This is a genomic window from Enterobacter sp. 168J2, assembly GCF_034107265.1.
Classification (GTDB): Bacteria; Pseudomonadota; Gammaproteobacteria; order Enterobacterales; family Enterobacteriaceae; genus Enterobacter; species Enterobacter nematophilus.
Genome location: NZ_JAWNEB010000012.1, coordinates 67,823 through 84,871 on the forward strand (window position 1 = coordinate 67,823; position 17,049 = coordinate 84,871).

General features: G+C 56.8%; 16 protein-coding genes. 5 read left to right on the top strand and 11 right to left on the bottom strand.

Annotated features, from left to right (window positions below; all coding sequences use genetic code 11):
• Positions 1 to 15 precede the first annotated feature (15 nt).
• From USG84_RS21110 to USG84_RS21140, 7 genes are all read right to left on the bottom strand, one after another.
• The gene (locus tag USG84_RS21110) at positions 16 to 1,353 is read right to left on the bottom strand and encodes an MFS transporter (RefSeq protein ID WP_080441979.1); all 1,338 of its coding nucleotides are present in this window, start codon (positions 1,351 to 1,353) and stop codon (positions 16 to 18) included.
• Between the two features lie 78 nt (positions 1,354 to 1,431).
• Entirely contained in the window at positions 1,432 to 2,580 is a 1,149-nt protein-coding gene (gene dgoD / locus USG84_RS21115; protein WP_151412288.1) for a galactonate dehydratase, read from the bottom strand.
• Positions 2,577 to 3,194 (bottom strand): 2-dehydro-3-deoxy-6-phosphogalactonate aldolase, encoded by a 618-nt coding sequence (locus tag USG84_RS21120; RefSeq protein WP_151412287.1) that lies wholly within the window; start codon positions 3,192 to 3,194, stop codon positions 2,577 to 2,579. Before USG84_RS21120 ends, dgoD begins: the two co-directional genes overlap by 4 nt.
• Positions 3,178 to 4,056, bottom strand: coding sequence for a 2-dehydro-3-deoxygalactonokinase (locus USG84_RS21125; RefSeq protein WP_253540132.1), 879 nt, complete (start codon positions 4,054 to 4,056; stop codon positions 3,178 to 3,180). Before USG84_RS21125 ends, USG84_RS21120 begins: the two co-directional genes overlap by 17 nt.
• Entirely contained in the window at positions 4,053 to 4,742 is a 690-nt protein-coding gene (gene dgoR / locus USG84_RS21130; RefSeq protein WP_003861109.1) for a D-galactonate utilization transcriptional regulator DgoR, read from the bottom strand. Before dgoR ends, USG84_RS21125 begins: the two co-directional genes overlap by 4 nt.
• A 227-nt stretch (positions 4,743 to 4,969) precedes the next feature.
• The gene (yidA, locus tag USG84_RS21135; RefSeq protein ID WP_028014937.1) at positions 4,970 to 5,782 is read right to left on the bottom strand and encodes a sugar-phosphatase; all 813 of its coding nucleotides are present in this window, start codon (positions 5,780 to 5,782) and stop codon (positions 4,970 to 4,972) included.
• 115 nt (positions 5,783 to 5,897) lie between these two features.
• The gene (locus tag USG84_RS21140) at positions 5,898 to 6,923 is read right to left on the bottom strand and encodes an NAD(P)-dependent alcohol dehydrogenase (RefSeq protein ID WP_320738449.1); all 1,026 of its coding nucleotides are present in this window, start codon (positions 6,921 to 6,923) and stop codon (positions 5,898 to 5,900) included.
• Between the two features lie 110 nt (positions 6,924 to 7,033).
• Between USG84_RS21140 and USG84_RS21145 the strand changes: the two genes are divergently transcribed.
• Positions 7,034 to 7,969 carry a LysR substrate-binding domain-containing protein gene (locus USG84_RS21145; RefSeq protein WP_151412286.1) on the top strand — a complete coding sequence of 312 codons (936 nt, stop codon included), beginning with the start codon at positions 7,034 to 7,036 and terminating at the stop codon, positions 7,967 to 7,969.
• Positions 7,970 to 7,998: 29 nt separating this feature from the next.
• On the opposite strand, the gene gyrB is transcribed toward USG84_RS21145, so the two are convergent.
• The 4 genes from gyrB to dnaA are packed head-to-tail and all read right to left on the bottom strand — an operon-like array spanning position 7,999 to position 14,011.
• Positions 7,999 to 10,410: a DNA topoisomerase (ATP-hydrolyzing) subunit B gene (gene gyrB / locus USG84_RS21150; protein WP_061096717.1), complete on the bottom strand. Its 2,412-nt coding sequence runs from the start codon at positions 10,408 to 10,410 to the stop codon at positions 7,999 to 8,001.
• Positions 10,411 to 10,438: 28 nt separating this feature from the next.
• Positions 10,439 to 11,512, bottom strand: a complete 1,074-nt coding sequence (gene recF / locus USG84_RS21155; RefSeq protein WP_045260850.1) for a DNA replication/repair protein RecF — start codon at positions 11,510 to 11,512, stop codon at positions 10,439 to 10,441.
• Positions 11,512 to 12,612, bottom strand: coding sequence for a DNA polymerase III subunit beta (dnaN, locus tag USG84_RS21160; protein ID WP_008500170.1), 1,101 nt, complete (start codon positions 12,610 to 12,612; stop codon positions 11,512 to 11,514). Before dnaN ends, recF begins: the two co-directional genes overlap by 1 nt.
• 4 nt (positions 12,613 to 12,616) lie before the next feature.
• Positions 12,617 to 14,011 (bottom strand): chromosomal replication initiator protein DnaA, encoded by a 1,395-nt coding sequence (dnaA, locus tag USG84_RS21165; protein WP_032644944.1) that lies wholly within the window; start codon positions 14,009 to 14,011, stop codon positions 12,617 to 12,619.
• A 599-nt stretch (positions 14,012 to 14,610) separates the two neighbouring features.
• On the opposite strand from dnaA, the gene rpmH reads away from it, so the two are divergent.
• Genes rpmH through yidC form a run of 4 tightly spaced genes read left to right on the top strand, consistent with a single transcriptional unit; the run spans position 14,611 to position 16,994 of the window.
• Positions 14,611 to 14,751 (top strand): 50S ribosomal protein L34, encoded by a 141-nt coding sequence (rpmH, locus tag USG84_RS21170; RefSeq protein ID WP_000831330.1) that lies wholly within the window; start codon positions 14,611 to 14,613, stop codon positions 14,749 to 14,751.
• Between the two features lie 16 nt (positions 14,752 to 14,767).
• Entirely contained in the window at positions 14,768 to 15,127 is a 360-nt protein-coding gene (gene rnpA / locus USG84_RS21175) for a ribonuclease P protein component (RefSeq protein WP_014072458.1), read from the top strand.
• A complete protein-coding gene (gene yidD, locus USG84_RS21180; protein ID WP_001307474.1) occupies positions 15,091 to 15,348 on the top strand; it encodes a membrane protein insertion efficiency factor YidD in 258 nt (85 codons plus the stop codon). Before rnpA ends, yidD begins: the two co-directional genes overlap by 37 nt.
• A 2-nt stretch (positions 15,349 to 15,350) precedes the next feature.
• Positions 15,351 to 16,994 carry a membrane protein insertase YidC gene (gene yidC, locus USG84_RS21185; protein ID WP_061096718.1) on the top strand — a complete coding sequence of 548 codons (1,644 nt, stop codon included), beginning with the start codon at positions 15,351 to 15,353 and terminating at the stop codon, positions 16,992 to 16,994.
• Positions 16,995 to 17,049 lie beyond the last annotated feature (55 nt).

Consider the following 17,049-nt stretch of genomic DNA (forward strand, 5'->3'; position numbering starts at 1 on the left):
AAACATCCGCAGGGATTAGCCTACTCGTTTCACATCGCCCACCAGCAGGATGTAGGAGAGTGCCCCGATTAGCGCCACGGCAGAGATGTAGACCAGCGCCGGGCCGAAGCCGTAGTCCTGCGCCAGGTAGCCGATGACCAGCGGTACGGTGATGCCACCCAGTCCGCCAACGAAGTTGAACACTCCGCCGGTCAGGCCAATTAGCCGCATCGGCGCAAGGGACGACACCAGCGACCAGGTGATTGAGGCGAAGCCGTTACCAAAGAACGCCACCGCCATCAGGGTCATAATCCACACCGGATCGTTAGTGTAGTTGGCGCCCATGATGCAGGTTGAGATCAGCAGCCCGCAGATAATCGGCGTTTTACGCGCCACGCCCAGCGAGCATCCTCTTTTGACCAGCTTATCCGCCAGCCAGCCGGAGAGCAGCACGCCGAAGAACGCCGCGAGAAACGGCACGGTGGTCATAAAGCCCGCCTTCAGCGCCGTGATCCCCTTTTCCTGGGTCAGGTAGTTCGGGAACCAGGTGAGGAAGAACCACAGCGTAGAAGTCACCGCGAACTGGCCCAGATAAACGCCCACAAGCTTACGGTGGAAGACCAGCTTCCAGTCCGCTTTGGTCAGCGGCTGGCGCGCCTCTTTTTTCACCGGCGCATCGCCGTCCACCAGGCCACCGCCGTCGCGGATGTAGTCCAGTTCAGCTTTGGTGATGCTTTTGGTCAGACGCGGCGGCTGATAAACCTTAAACCAGATCAGCGACCAGATAATACCAATCCCGCCGGTCACGATGAACACCCAGTGCCAGCTCAGCAGCTCCTGGATCCAGATCAGCAGCGGCGTCAGGAACGCCAGACCGACAAACTGCCCGGAGGTATAAAAGCCAACGGCGGACGCGCGTTCGTGTTCAGGGAACCAGCTGGTCACCATGCGGTTGTTGGTGGGAAACGCGGGCGCTTCGAAAACCCCGGTGATAGCGCGCAGGCCAATCAGCGACATCAGCCCGGTCGCGAACCCCTGGAACAGGGTCGCCACGGACCAGCCTAAAATGGCGATAAAATAGGTCAAACGTGAACCTACGCGGTCAAGGAACCAGCCGCCGGGGATTTGGCAGAGCGTATAAAGCCAGGCAAACGCCGAAAAGACGTAGCCCATTTCCGCTTTGGTAATGCCAAACTCTTCCTGAATATGGGCCGATGCCACGGCAAGGTTGGCGCGGTCAACATAGCAAATGACCACGGTAATAAAGATCATAATCAGCGTCAGGTAGCGGCGACGCCCGGTTTTTGTAGCGGTAACTGGAATATCCATCGCAATCTGTCTCCAGATTTTGGGCATAGCGAAGCCGCTCACCATGCCCTGTAATTTACAGAGGGTTATATTTTTGTATGTATGATTTTTGCCCGGGAGCTTACCGGGTCTACGGGATGGCGATTACCATTCCGCTACGCTGCCATCTTCATGACGCCACAGTGGATTACGCCAGTCCGGCGCATTTTTACTCAGCTCAATGACTTTGGCTTCGTCAATTTCCACGCCAAGGCCCGGCTTCGTTAATGGTTTAAAGAAACCGCCTTCCATGCAGAAGTCTTCTTTGTTTTTCACAAAATCGAGCAGTTCCGCGCCCTTGTTATAGTGAATTCCCATGCTTTGTTCCTGGAACACCGCGTTGCGGGAGACGAAGTCGACGTGCAGACAGGCCGCCAGCGCAATCGGCCCGAGCGGGCAGTGCGGCGCCAGCGCCACATCGTAAGCTTCTGCCATCCCGGCAATTTTGTAGCACTCGGTGATGCCGCCCGCATGAGAGAGGTCAGGCTGCAGGATCGCAATCCCGCCCGCTTCAAGCACGCGTTTAAACTCGAATCGCGAGAACATACGTTCACCCGCCGCGATGGGAATGTGGGTCTGTTCAGACAGTTTTGGATAGTACTCCGCCTGCTCGGCCAGCACCGGCTCCTCGATAAACAGCGGGCGATACGGCTCCAACTCTTTAATCAGCACTTTGGCCATCGGCGCGCTGACGCGGCCGTGGAAATCCAGGCCAAACTCAATCTCGTTGCCGAAGGCTTCACGGATTTGCGCCACGGTGTTGACCGCCCGGTCTACCGCACGCGAGTTGTCGATAACGCCCATCTCTTCGCAGCCATTGAGCTTGAAGGTATCAAAGCCGATGTTGCGCAGCTGCGTGATGCCGTCGATCACTTCCGCAGGACGGTCGCCGCCCACCCAGCTGTAGGCTTTGATTTTATCGCGCACCAGGCCGCCCATAAGCTGCCAGACCGGCGCGTTCAGCACTTTACCTTTGATATCCCACAGCGCCTGGTCGATGCCGGCGATGGCGCTCATCAGGATCGGACCACCGCGGTAGAAGCCCGCGCGGTACATCACCTGCCACAGGTCGTTGATGCGCGCCGGATCCTGACCAATCAGGTATTCACCCAGCTCGTGCACCGCCGCTTCAACGGTGCGCGCGCGCCCTTCAATCACCGGTTCGCCCCAGCCTACAACCCCTTCATCGGTTTCGATTTTCAGGAACATCCAGCGCGGGGGTAAACGGTACGTGGTGAGTTTGGTTATTTTCATTTCACTGCCTCTCGATACGCTTTCACAAATGCTGCCGCCTGCTGTGCGGTACGTTCCACGGACTGTCCGGCGCGATAAAGATCGCTGCCAAGCCCCGCGCCCGTACAGCCAGCGCTCATCCACTGGCCCAGGTTTTCTGGCGTTACGCCGCCCACGGCAAAGACCGGCACGCTGGCGGGCAATACCGCTTTCAACGCTTTGATGTAGTCCGGTCCAAAAGCCGATGACGGGAAAATTTTGAGCGACTGCGCGCCCGCATCGAGGGCAGCAAAGGCTTCCGTGGCGGTGGCGCAGCCCGGGCAGACGGTCATGCCGTAACCCACCGCGCGGCGGATCACCTCAGGCTGAATATTGGGCGTGACGATAAGCCTGCAGCCCATCTTTGCCAGCCGATCGACCTGCTCAGGCTGTAACACGGTGCCTGCGCCAATCAGCGCCCTATCGCCGAAGGCCTCCACCACGGCCGGAATGCTTTTTTCCCACTCGGGCGAGTTGAGCGGGATTTCCACCGCGTCGAATCCGGCGTCGATAACCGCGCCGACGTGGGCTAACGCCTCATCGGGCGTGATGCCGCGCAAAATTGCGATAAGGGGAAGATCAGTTTGCCACTGCATGAGCGATGCTCCTTATTCCTGCCTGAAATGCCGTGTCGCCGGATACCGTTGCAACTTCACGCCCAACGGCGCGGAACGCCTGCTCGTAGCGCGACGTCAGCGATGCGCCTGCGACAATCGTGATGGCCTGCTCGTGCGCGATGAACTCACGCATGCTGGCGACCTCTGCGCCAATCAGCAGGCCGGAGAGAAACTCGCTGACCTGCTCGCGCGGGAGACTTCCCAGCACGTGCGAGGCGCGAACCTCAAAAAGCTGCGGCAAAACATCAGGAGAAGCGATCCCACGTTCAAGCCCGGCGGCAAACGCCTCTGGCGAGGATTCCTGCTCAGGTAAACCGGCTCCCACCAGCGAATGGTTGAGCAGCAAATGGTGCAGTTCGCCGGTCATCACGGTGCGAAATTCGTGGATTTGCTCAGCGTCAGCCTGGACCCACTTGCAGTGCGTGCCGGGCATGACGTAGACAGAAGAAGGAGAAAGCGCGCGCGCGCCAAGCAGCTGCGTCTCTTCGCCGCGCATCACGTTGTGGTTATCGTCGCGAGAGACGCTCAAACCGGGAACAATCCAGATATTGTCGCCAACGGACGTTAACTGCTCGCCAATAGCGGAGAAACGAGCGGGAACCGGCAAATAAGGCGCGACTTTCCAGCCTACGTTACTGCCCACCATACCCGCCATAACCACCGGCGTTGCGCTGTCGCGCCAGTTTTGTGTGACCTCTGCTAACACCGCCTCGGGGGATTTACCGTTCAGGCGCGTGACGCCTGCTTCTGATTGCCTGCTCTCCAGGCACTGCTCGCCCTGGTACAGCCAGGCGCGCAGGTTGGTCGATCCCCAGTCAATTGCGATGTAGCGAGATGTCATGTGATTTCCTTCAGCCTTCGTGTCGAGCTGGCAATCATGGTTAGTGCCGCCTGCTCTGCCGCATCGCCGTCCTGATGCCGTATCGCATCGAACAGCGCTTTATGTTCCTGGAGCGTCTTCGGCATGTTGGCCTCATCGCCCATCCAGGTACGTTCAAATACCGCGCGCTGTAGCGAGCTGATCGCTACGCTAAGCTGCTGTAAAACCGGGTTATGCACCGACTGCAGCACCGCTTCGTGGTAGCGAATGTCCGCCTCGTTGAACGCCTCCCGGTTCTGGTTATTGGCGATCATGTCGTTTAAAGCCGACTCAATCTGCGCCAAATCGCCGGAGGTTGCGCGTTCCGCCGCCCAGCGCGCAATTGCCGGTTCCACCAGGTTTCGAACTTCACTCATCGCGCCGATAAGCCGCGGGTCGTAGTCGTTTTCCAGCACCCACTGCAGCACGTCGGTATCGAGGTAGTTCCACTGGTTGCGCGGAGCAACAAACGCGCCGCGATAGCGTTTCATTTCAATCAGCCGCTTCGCCATCAGCGAGCGGAACACTTCCCGGATGATGTTGCGCGAGGTTTCAAACTCCTCACACAGTTCTGCCTCTGCCGGGAGCGGCGAACCGGGAACGTATTTCCCACCCACAATCTGGGTGCCCAGCGTGATGACGATGCGATCGGTTTTATTGAGAGTCATGGAGAGTCCTTGTGCTCTGTATGTCCATCACTACTTTACCGCGACCGCTGAATTTCACCTCACTTTTGCAGTACAAACGTGAGATGGTTCGTCTTTGCTCTGGCGATAATGTAGTACAATCAATTAATGTTGTACTACAATACAGATCACAAAAAGAACAATTCAATAAATTCAGCGCAAAAAAAAAGCCCCGGTCGATAACCGAGGCTGATGATTGAAAATAATCGTTACTGCAGCACAAATTTCTCGATCGCGTAGGCAACGCCGTCTTCCAGGTTGGATTTGGTCACGAAGTTAGCCACCTCTTTCACCGACGGAATGGCGTTATCCATTGCCACGCCCACGCCCGCGAATTCAATCATCGCGATGTCGTTTTCCTGGTCGCCCAGCGCCATGATTTCCTCCTGCTTAATCCCCAGCGCATCAGCGAGCGATTTCACGCCGGTGCCCTTATTGACGCGTTTATCGAGAATTTCGAGGAAGTACGGCGCACTTTTCAGCACGGTATACTTCTCTTTAACCTCTGCCGGAATGCGCGCGATGGCTTTATCCAGGATCTCCGGCTCGTCAATCATCATCACCTTCAGGAACTGCGTCGCCGGATCCATTTTCTCGGCTTCACAGAACACCAGCGGAATGGTCGCAACGTAGGATTCATGCACCGTGTAGTAGCTGATATCGCGGTTGGCGGTGTAGAGCGTATTGCGATCGAGCGCGTGGAAGTGGGAGCCCACTTCACGGGAGAGTTTTTCCAGGAACAGGTAGTCATCATAGCTCAGCGCAGTTTGCGCAACCGTGCTGCCGTCTGCGGCTTTCTGCACCAGCGCGCCGTTATAGGTGATGCAGTAATCGCCCGGCTGATTCATATGCAGCTCTTTCAGGTAGCTGTGAACGCCCGCATACGGACGCCCCGTGGTCAGAACCACATTCACGCCCTTCGCGCGTGCGGCGGCGATCGCGTTTTTAACGGCAGGAGAGATAGTGTGGTCTGGCAGCAGCAGCGTGCCGTCCATATCGATTGCAATGAGTTTGATAGCCATGAGTTCCCCAGGATAAATGAGTGCTGCCTCATGCTAACGCGATTAAGCACACAAAAATAGAGCTACATTGCGCAACAGAAACACCCCTTTTACGCTTATCCCGGGGAAAAAAGACCTACTCGCGGGTGAGGACGATTTTACCAAACGCACCGCGATCGAGGTGTTCAAGCGCCTGTTCCAGCTCGTCAAAGCGGTAGCGATGCTCAATCACGGGTTTCAGCCCCGTCACATCCACGGCGCGGACGAAATCCTCCAGCGCCCGACGGTGCCCCACGCCAATCCCCTGAATGACGGGGGATTTCAGCAGCAGCTCGCCAGCAGGCAGCGAAATGTCAGTCCCGGCCAGCACGCCAATCACTGAGATACGCCCGTGAACGGCAACGGCGCGCAGGGAGTGCTTCAGGTTCTCGCCACCCACGGTTTCGATAATATGGTCGATGCCGCGATCCTGCGTGAGCATCAGCGCATCTTCAGCCCAGTCGCCTTTCAGCCGGTTGATGCCGTGGCTGGCCCCCAGCGTTTTGGCGAGCGCCAGTTTCTCTTCGCTCCCCGAAGTGACAAACACCTCCGCTCCGTGCGCTTTTGCAATTTGCAGGGCGAATATCGCCACGCCGCCCGTCCCCTGCACCAGCACCGATTGCCCGGCGCGTAGCTGACCGCGCTCCACCAGCGCGAACCAGGCGGTAAGCCCCGCGCAGGGTAGCGTGCTGGCCTCTTCGTCGTTCAGGGTTTCCGGGGAGGCCACCAGCGCGTTTTCATTCACAATCACATACTCGGCGAGCATTCCCTGGAAATAGCCGCCGGACGTCTTATAGGGCAAATTGCGCGCGTCCGCCTGCGGTTTACCTTCTATCCACCCCGGGAAGAAGGTTGAAATAACGCGAGCGCCGGGCTTGAAGCGCGTAACACCTTCACCCACGCTGTCCACCACGCCCGCCATGTCAGACGCCGGGGTGAAGGGGAAGGAAAGCGGAATCGGCATCGTGCCTTCGATGACCATTTTATCGCGGTAGTTGAGCGCAACGGCATTCACCCGAACGCGCACTTCACCCGGGCCGGGCTGGCGAACCGGTTCCTCAACGAGCTTAAGATTCTCGCGCCCGAGGGCGTTCATTGACCAGCGCTGCATTGTCTCTGTCATTTTTTTTCTCCTGCCATCAGATAAGCTTCAGTAATGACAGTCTACCGTTGACTCACATTCTCCAGTGGCGATAAGTTTTCCCCTTATTGACGCCATAACAGAGACAATCTATGTCCGATACGCTGAAGGATATTCCTGTTTTTGTGGCCGCCGTGGAGGCGGGAAGTTTTGCGCAGGCCGCCATTCGCCTGCATTTGTCACGCTCGGCGGTAGGAAAAAGCATCGCTCGCCTCGAACAGCGGTTGGGAGTTCGTCTTTTTCAACGCACCACCCGCAGCCAGAGGCTGACCGATAACGGCGCCCTTTTTTATGAACGTTGCCTGCGCGCTCTGGAGGAGATTCGTGGCGCGGAATCGCAGCTTGAAACCGGGAAACAGCAGGTCAGTGGCCGCCTGCGCGTTGCCATGCCGGTGCTGTTTGGCCGCCAGTGCGTCGCCCCGCTGCTGATCGCGCTGGCGCAGGAACACCCCGGACTTGAACTGGAAATGTCATTCAGCGACCGCGTGGTGGATCTGGTGGAGGAAGGCTTCGATATGGCGGTACGTAACGGCACGCTGCAGGACAGCAGCGTGCTGGTGGCAAGAAAGCTGGGAGAGCACCGCATGGTGCTGTGCGCCGCGCCGGCTTACCTGCAGAAGAAAGGCCAGCCACATCGCGTTGATGATTTACCCCAGCATACGGCGATTAACTATCTGCGCGCGGGCCGAGTGTTGCCCTGGCAGCTGATGGATGACGAAAGGACGTCGCATACCTTTACTCCCCGTTCCTCACTCAATATGGATGACTTACAGGCTATTTGCGACGCTGCGCTGGCCGGACACGGCATTGCCTGGCTGCCCTGCTGGATGGTCATCAAAGAAATTCATCAGGGAAAACTCGTCCCGCTCATGAAGCAGGCGCCGGATGTACACTTCAACGTTCATGCCGTCTGGCAGCAAACGCCTCATCTGCCGTTGAGGGTGCGAATGGCTATAGACACGCTGGCGAGCCGTTTACCGGAGGTGATGTCGCTGGACCTTCCTGCGCCCATAAAAAAGCCGCGCTGAAGCGCGGCTTTTATCGCAGTGTAACGGCATTAAATATCGATATTCGCCGCTTTCAGCGCGTTCTCTTCAATGAAGGCACGACGTGGTTCTACCGCATCGCCCATCAGGGTCGTGAACAGCTGGTCGGCAGCAATCGCGTCTTTCACGGTGACGCGCAGCATGCGACGGCTTTCCGGATCCATGGTGGTTTCCCACAGCTGATCCGGGTTCATTTCGCCCAGACCTTTATAACGCTGGATAGAGAGACCGCGACGGGACTCTTTCACCAGCCAGTCCAGCGCCTGCTCGAAGCTGGCTACCGGCTGACGACGCTCGCCACGTTCGATGAAAGCATCGTCTTCGATCAGGCCGCGCAGCTTCTCGCCGAGGGTGCAGATACGGCGGTATTCCGGGCCGGTTACGAATTCGTGCTCCAGCGGGTAGTCGGTGTCGACGCCGTGAGTACGCACGCGAACAATCGGCTCAAACTGCTGTGCCGCATTCTGCTGAACGTCGAACTTCCACTGGCTGCCGTGCTGCTCTTTCTCGTTCAGCTCGCTCACCAGAGCGTTTACCCAGCGGGTCACGGTCTGCTCGTTGCTCAGATCGGCTTCGGTCAGGGTTGGCTGATAGACCAGCTCCTTCAGCAGCGCTTTTGGATAGCGACGCTCCATACGGCCAATCATTTTCTGCGCGGCGTTGAACTCGGAAACCAGACGCTCCAGCGGCTCGCCTGCCAGTGCCGGAGCGCTGGAGTTCGCATGCAGGGTTGCACCGTCAAGCGCGATCGCGATTTGATACTGATCCATCGCGTCGTCATCTTTGATGTACTGTTCCTGCTTGCCTTTCTTCACCTTGTACAGCGGCGGCTGTGCAATGTAGACGTGGCCACGCTCAACGATTTCAGGCATCTGACGATAGAAGAAGGTCAACAGCAGCGTACGAATGTGCGAGCCGTCGACGTCCGCATCGGTCATGATGATGATGCTGTGATAGCGCAGCTTGTCCGGGTTGTACTCATCGCGGCCAATGCCGCAGCCCAGCGCGGTAATGAGCGTCGCCACTTCCTGAGAGGAGAGCATCTTGTCGAAGCGCGCTTTCTCAACGTTGAGGATTTTACCCTTCAGCGGCAGAATCGCCTGGTTCTTACGGTTACGGCCCTGCTTCGCAGAACCGCCCGCGGAGTCCCCTTCCACAAGGTAGAGTTCGGACAGCGCCGGGTCGCGTTCCTGACAGTCAGCCAGCTTGCCTGGCAGGCCAGCCAGGTCCAACGCGCCTTTACGACGGGTCATTTCACGGGCTTTACGCGCCGCTTCACGGGCACGCGCCGCATCGATAATTTTGCCCACAACGATTTTCGCGTCGTTCGGGTTTTCCAGCAGGTACTCGCTCAGCAGTTCGTTCATCTGCTGCTCAACCGCCGATTTCACCTCAGAAGAGACCAGCTTGTCTTTAGTCTGTGAGGAGAACTTCGGATCCGGCACCTTCACGGAAACCACGGCAATCAGGCCTTCACGGGCATCGTCACCGGTGGCGCTGACTTTCGCTTTTTTGCTGTAGCCTTCTTTGTCCATGTAGGCGTTCAGGGTACGGGTCATCGCCGCGCGGAAGCCCGCAAGGTGAGTACCGCCGTCGCGCTGTGGAATGTTGTTGGTGAAGCAGTAGATGTTTTCCTGGAAACCGTCGTTCCACTGCAGCGCCACTTCCACGCCGATACCGTCTTTTTCGGTGGAGAAGTAGAAGATATTCGGGTGAATTGGCGTTTTGTTCTTGTTCAGATACTCAACGAACGCCTTGATACCGCCTTCGTAGTGGAAGTGGTCTTCTTTGTTGTCGCGTTTGTCGCGCAGGCGAATAGAGACACCGGAGTTCAGGAACGACAGTTCACGCAGGCGCTTCGCCAGGATGTCGTACTCGAATTCAGTGACGTTAGTGAAGGTTTCGAGGCTCGGCCAGAAACGCACCATGGTACCGGTTTTCTCGGTATCGCCGGTAACGGCCAGCGGGGCTTCAGGCACGCCGTGCTGGTAGATCTGACGGTGAATTTTGCCTTCGCGCTGGATAACCAGCTCCAGCTTCTGCGACAGGGCGTTTACTACGGAAACGCCTACGCCGTGCAGGCCGCCGGAAACTTTATAGGAGTTATCGTCGAACTTACCGCCTGCGTGCAGAACGGTCATGATCACTTCCGCAGCGGAAACGCCCTCTTCCGGGTGAATACCGGTCGGAATGCCACGGCCATCATCGGTGACGGAGACGGAGTTGTCCGCATGGATGGTAACCACGATGTCTTTACAGTGACCCGCGAGCGCTTCGTCGATAGCGTTATCTACCACCTCGAATACCATGTGGTGCAGACCGGTGCCGTCATCCGTGTCGCCGATATACATACCCGGGCGCTTACGCACCGCATCCAGCCCTTTCAGGACTTTGATACTGGAGGAGTCATAAGAATTCGACATCAACGTTTCTCGCTCATTTCAACTTGGGTTAATCCGTTATTTTACCCTTTTCCACGGTAAACATCTTCGAATTTTCGTCCGACATGTCCATAACGTGTTCAGCGCTAATGGCGCTGACGAAAACCTGCGACTGAGTGGCTTTTAAGCGGCTGGCAAGCAGCCCGCGCCGCGCGTCGTCAAGTTCCGAGGCAAAATCATCTATCAGGTACAGGCAGCGCCGTCCGCTCTCGCGGGTGAGGAACTCCCCCTGCGCCAGGCGCAGCGCGCACATCAGGAGCTTGAGCTGCCCGCGCGACAGCGTGTCCTCCACCGGCGCACCGTCGGCACGAATGCGGAAATCCGCCTTGTGCGGGCCGTGCGCGGTGTAGGTCAACATGCGATCGCGCTCGAAGCTTCTCTCTAACACCTCGGCATAATCCGTCTCTTTCTCCCAGCCGCGCTGGAAGGAGAAGGTGAGAGAGAACTCGGGTAAAAACTGTTTGCAGGTGTCGGCCATATCTTCGGCAATACCTGCGCTGTATTCGGCACGCCAGCGGCTGATTTGTTCCGCGAGGGGGATTAACTCCATGTCCCACGGACGCAGCTGGGCGTAGCGCGTGACCTGGCGCAACGCGGCGTTACGCTGCTTGAGCAGGCGCTTCAGGTTGCTCCAGGCGTTAAAGAATCCGGCTTCGTTGTGAAAGCATCCCCAGTCGAGGAACGCTCTTCTGTATTTGGGGCCGCCGTTGAGTAAAGTAAACCCCTCCGGCGTAATCAGCTGCATCGGCATCAGCAGCGCCAGCTCCGCCACCTTGTGGCCGTCGGTGCCGTCGATGCGTACCTTGCTGTCGCCCTGCTTGTCTTTGGTCAGGCCGATGGCGGTTTCCCGCTCCGCCCCCTGCAAACGCCCGTGCAGAACAAAGGATTCCTGCTCGTGGCGAATGACGCGACCAATCTGCAAACTGCGAAACGCCCGACCGTGGCCGAGCGTATAGATGGCTTCCAGCACGCTGGTTTTGCCGCTGCCGTTCGCGCCAACCAGGAAGTTAAAGCCGGGGGATAAAGCGAGATCCGCGCTTTCGATATTGCGAAAGTCGCGGATCAACAGACGGGTGAGCGACATTACAGTCTCATTGGCATGACAACATATGCAGCCGACTGTGATGCGGCATCTTCAATCTGTACGCTCGAAACGGAGTCGGTCAGCAGAATGCGCACATTCTCGCATTTCAGTGCATTGAGCACGTCCAGCACGTAGCTGACGTTGAAGCCGATTTCCATCTCAGCCCCGGCGTAGGTGACGTCCAGAATCTCTTCTGCCTCTTCCTGTTCCGGGTTGTTAGCGGTAATTTTGATCTGGTTTTCACTCACGTACAGGCGCACGCCGCGGAATTTCTCGTTGGAGAGGATCGCGGCACGGGCAAAGGCCTGCTTGAGGCTATCGCAGCCCGCTTCCAGCGTTTTGTCCGGGTTCTTCGGCAACACGCGGCGATAATCCGGGAAACGACCGTCAACCAGCTTCGATGTGAAGACAAAATCGCCCACATGCGCGCGGATGTTGTTGCTGCCGATCTGCACGCGCAGCGGCGTGTCGCCGCCGTCGAGCATACGCATCAACTCAATCACCCCTTTACGCGGCACGATCACCGAATGGTTTGGCAGCGAGTCGCCAATCGGCATAGAACAGACCGCCAGACGGTGGCCGTCGGTCGCCACGGTACGCAGCTCTTCCCCTTCGGTTTCGAACAGCATGCCGTTTAAGTAATAACGCACGTCCTGATGCGCCATAGAGAACTGCGTGGCTTCAATCAGACGCTTCATCGTCGCCTGCGGCAGGGTAAATTCAACTTCACTCTGCCAGTCGTCCAGGTTCGGGAAGTCCGCAGCTGGCAGCGTGGAGAGCGAGAAACGGCTGCGGCCAGAGCGCACCAGCATACGGTCGCCCTCCAGCTGCACGGCGATTTCAGCGCCTTCCGGCAGCCCGCGGCAGATATCAAAGAATTTACGTGCCGGAACCGTGGTCGCGCCCGCGTCGTGCGGCTGCGTCAGCGTAACGCGCGCGATCATTTCCATTTCCAGATCTGTACCGGTCAGCGACAGCGTACCGTCCGCGACCTGAAGCAGCAGGTTTCCGAGAATAGGCAGCGTTGGGCGGCCGCCTAATGGGCCACTCACCTGTTGCAGCGGTTTTAATAAATGTTCACGTTCAACGGTAAATTTCATAGCGTCACGATGATAATGTTCTGATTAGATTGGAAAAATCTTCTTTTATGTCGTGGCTTTCTTCGCGTAACTGCTCAATCTTGCGACAAGCGTGCAGCACGGTCGTATGGTCACGGCCACCAAACGCATCGCCGATTTCCGGCAGGCTGTGGTTGGTTAACTCCTTTGCCAGCGCCATCGCCATCTGACGCGGACGCGCCACCGAGCGGGAACGACGTTTAGACAGTAAATCTGCCACTTTGATCTTGTAGTACTCGGCCACCGTCTTTTGAATATTGTCGATAGTGACCAGTTTTTCCTGCAATGCCAGCAAATCACGCAGCGCTTCACGCACAAAATCGATGGTGATCGCACGACCGGTAAAGTTGGCATTGGCGATAACGCGGTTCAGCGCCCCTTCCAGCTCACGCACGTTGGAGCGCAGACGCTTGGCGATGAAGAACGCCACTTCACCCGGCAGGCGAATGTCGTTCTCATCGGCTTTCTTCATCAGGATCGCGACGCGGGTTTCCAACTCCGGTGGCTCGATCGCCACGGTCAGGCCCCAGCCGAAGCGGGATTTCAGACGATCTTCAACGCCGTTGATCTCTTTTGGATAACGATCCGAGGTCAAAATGATCTGCTGATTACCTTCCAGCAGGGCGTTGAAGGTGTGGAAAAATTCTTCCTGCGATCGTTCTTTATTGGCAAAGAACTGGATGTCATCGATCAGCAGCGCGTCAACGGAACGGTAGTAGCGTTTAAACTCTTCGATCGCATTGTTTTGCAGGGCTTTTACCATGTCCTGAACGAAGCGCTCGGAGTGCATATACACCACCTTCGCGTTGGGCTTGCGCGCCATGATGCCGTTACCTACCGCATGCAGCAGGTGGGTTTTACCGAGACCCGTGCCGCCATAGAGGAACAGCGGGTTGTAAGCACCACCGGGGTTATCGGCAACCTGACGGGCCGCCGCGCGCGCCAGCTGGTTCGACTTACCTTCAACGAAGTTATCGAACGTGTGTTTCACGTTAACGTTAGAGCGGTAGGTTGGCTCTGCGGGTGCAGGAACGTTATCCCAGCCCTGACGAGCGGGTGCAACGCGAGGCGCCGGAGCCGGAACAGCCTGAGCGGGCGCGGCTACATTGACGGTTTCACGAACGGTTTGGGTGACCGGCTTTGTGCCCACTTCAAAACGCAGCTGTGGAACATCTGACCCGCAGAAATCGTTCAGCAGGCCATTGATGTTATTAAGGTACTTGTCTCTTACCCAATCGAGCACAAAACGGTTTGGCGCATACAAAGCCAGCGTGTTATCGCTCAGCTCCGCCTGCAACGGGCGGATCCACATACTGAATTCTGTGGCTGGTAACTCATCCTGCAATCGGGCAAGACACTGCTGCCAAAGCGAAAGTGACACGGCGGACTCCACTCGAACAATAAAAGAAAACTATTGAATATTCATGATTGTTGGCGCACATCGACATGACCCTGTGTAAAGGGGGACGTGCGAATTGCTATCTGCAATTTATCCTGACCAGGATCCTGGGATCCCGATCGGGACCGCGGATCATAGCGTAAACTGAGCCAGAGATCTTCTGTTTCTCACAGATTCTTCCCGATTTATCCACAGGAAGATCCGAAACCGGGTAAGTGTAAACGATCCTGGCGCGAGTGCCCCGCGATTTAGCCCGCATATTGGAAAATTTAATGAGCAGCGACAATTTATTGCTTAAATGATCTAACGAAGATCCGGGACGATCCTTGCGCTTTGTTGGCGAGGCCGTATAATCCTCGACCCGGCGCGTGATGCTCATCTTCCTGCGTCGTCCGTTGCTCATTTTCCACGCGAAATCGTGCGGAAATACGCGGGAAATAAGGAAAGAGAATTGACTCCGGAGTGTACAATTATTACAATCCGGCCTCTTTAATCACCCACGGCTTCGGCGTCCGTCATTCGAAACTCGGTCGGGCATCCGCAAAAGTCATGAATTTTTTCAAGTTTAGGTAGAAATCGCCATGAAACGCACTTTTCAACCGTCTGTACTGAAGCGCAACCGTTCTCACGGCTTCCGTGCTCGTATGGCTACTAAAAATGGTCGTCAGGTTCTGGCACGTCGTCGTGCTAAAGGCCGCGCTCGTCTGACCGTTTCCAAGTAATAAAGCTAACCCCTGAGTGGTTAAGCTAGCATTTCCCAGGGAGTTACGTTTGTTAACTCCCACTCATTTCACTTTCGTCTTCCAGCAGCCACAACGGGCTGGCACGCCGCAAATCACCATCCTCGGCCGCCAAAATTCGCTGGGGCATCCCCGCATCGGTCTCACAGTCGCTAAGAAAAACGTTAAGCGTGCGCATGAACGCAACCGGATTAAACGTCTGACGCGTGAAAGCTTCCGTTTACGTCAGCACGAACTGCCTTCTATGGACTTCGTGGTGGTGGCTAAAAAGGGGGTTGCCGACCTCGATAACCGTGCTCTCTCGGAAGCGTTGGAAAAATTATGGCGCCGCCACTGTCGCCTGGCTCACGGGTCCTGATAGCCCTCATTCGGGTCTATCAACGCCTGATTAGTCCGCTACTCGGGCCACACTGCCGTTTCACACCAACATGCTCAAGCTACGGAATTGAGGCATTGCGCAGGTTTGGAGTGATAAAAGGCAGTTGGTTGACGGTGAAACGCGTATTAAAATGCCACCCTTTACACCCAGGTGGAGACGACCCCGTCCCCCCAGGACCTTTTGATACCAGAGAACACTAACGATGGATTCGCAACGCAATCTTCTTATCATCGCTTTGTTGTTCGTGTCTTTCATGATCTGGCAGGCATGGGAGCAGGATAAAAATCCTCAACCCCAGCAGCAGACCACGCAGACCACGACCACCGCAGCGGGTAGCGCCGCCGACCAGGGCGTACCGGCCAGTGGCCAGGGGAAACAGATTACGGTTAAGACCGATGTGCTTGAGCTGACTATCAACACCCGTGGTGGTGATGTTGAGCAGGCGCTGCTGTTGACCTACCCGAAAGAGCTGAAGTCTACCGAACCGTTCCAGTTACTGGAAACCACACCGGAGTTCCTGTATCAGGCGCAGAGCGGCCTGACCGGTCGTGATGGCCCGGATAACCCGGCTAACGGTGCGCGTCCACTGTATAACGTCGAGAACGACACCTTTGTGCTGGCTGACGGCCAGAACGAACTCGTTATCCCGATGACCTACACCGACGCGGCAGGCAACACCTTCACCAAAACCTTCACTCTGAAACGCGGTGAGTATGCGGTGAACGTGGGCTACAGCGTACAGAACGCCGGTGCGAAACCGCTGGAACTGTCTACCTTCGGTCAGCTGAAGCAGTCCATCAATCTGCCGTCACACCGTGACACCGGAAGCAGCAACTTTGCGCTGCATACCTTCCGTGGCGCGGCGTACTCCACGCCTGACGCGAAGTACGAGAAATACAAATTCGACACCATTGCCGATAACGAAAACCTGAACGTCAGCTCCAAAGGCGGTTGGGTAGCAATGCTGCAGCAGTATTTCGCGACCGCGTGGATCCCGAATAACGACGGTACGAATAACTTCTACACCGCGAACCTGGGCAACGGTATTGCAGCCATCGGCTACAAATCACAGCCGGTTCTGGTTCAGCCGGGTCAAACCGGTAAGCTGGCAAGCACCCTGTGGGTCGGCCCGGAAATCCAGGACAAAATGGCTGCCGTCGCGCCGCACCTGGATCTGACTGTTGATTACGGCTGGTTGTGGTTCATCTCTCAGCCGCTGTTTAAGCTGCTGAAGTTCATCCACAGCTTCCTGGGTAACTGGGGCTTCTCCATCATCGTTATCACCTTCATCGTGCGTGGCATCATGTACCCGCTGACCAAAGCGCAGTACACCTCCATGGCGAAGATGCGCATGCTGCAGCCGAAGATTCAGGCGATGCGTGAGCGTCTGGGCGATGACAAGCAGCGTCAGAGCCAGGAGATGATGGCCCTATATAAAGCAGAGAAAGTGAACCCGCTGGGTGGTTGCTTCCCGCTGCTGATTCAGATGCCAATCTTCCTTGCGCTGTACTACATGCTGATGGGTTCCGTTGAGCTGCGCCACGCGCCGTTCGCCCTGTGGATCCATGACCTTTCCGCACAGGACCCGTACTACATCCTGCCGATCCTGATGGGCGTGACGATGTTCTTCATCCAGAAGATGTCGCCAACCACCGTGACCGACCCGATGCAGCAGAAGATCATGACCTTTATGCCGGTCATCTTCACCGTGTTCTTCCTGTGGTTCCCGTCAGGTCTGGTGCTGTACTATATCGTCAGCAACCTGGTGACCATCATCCAGCAGCAGCTGATTTACCGTGGTCTGGAAAAACGTGGCCTGCATAGCCGCGAAAAGAAAAAGTCCTGATTCGGTAAGTTAACGCTAAAATAAGGGCGGTCGATTGACCGCCTTTTTTATTTGT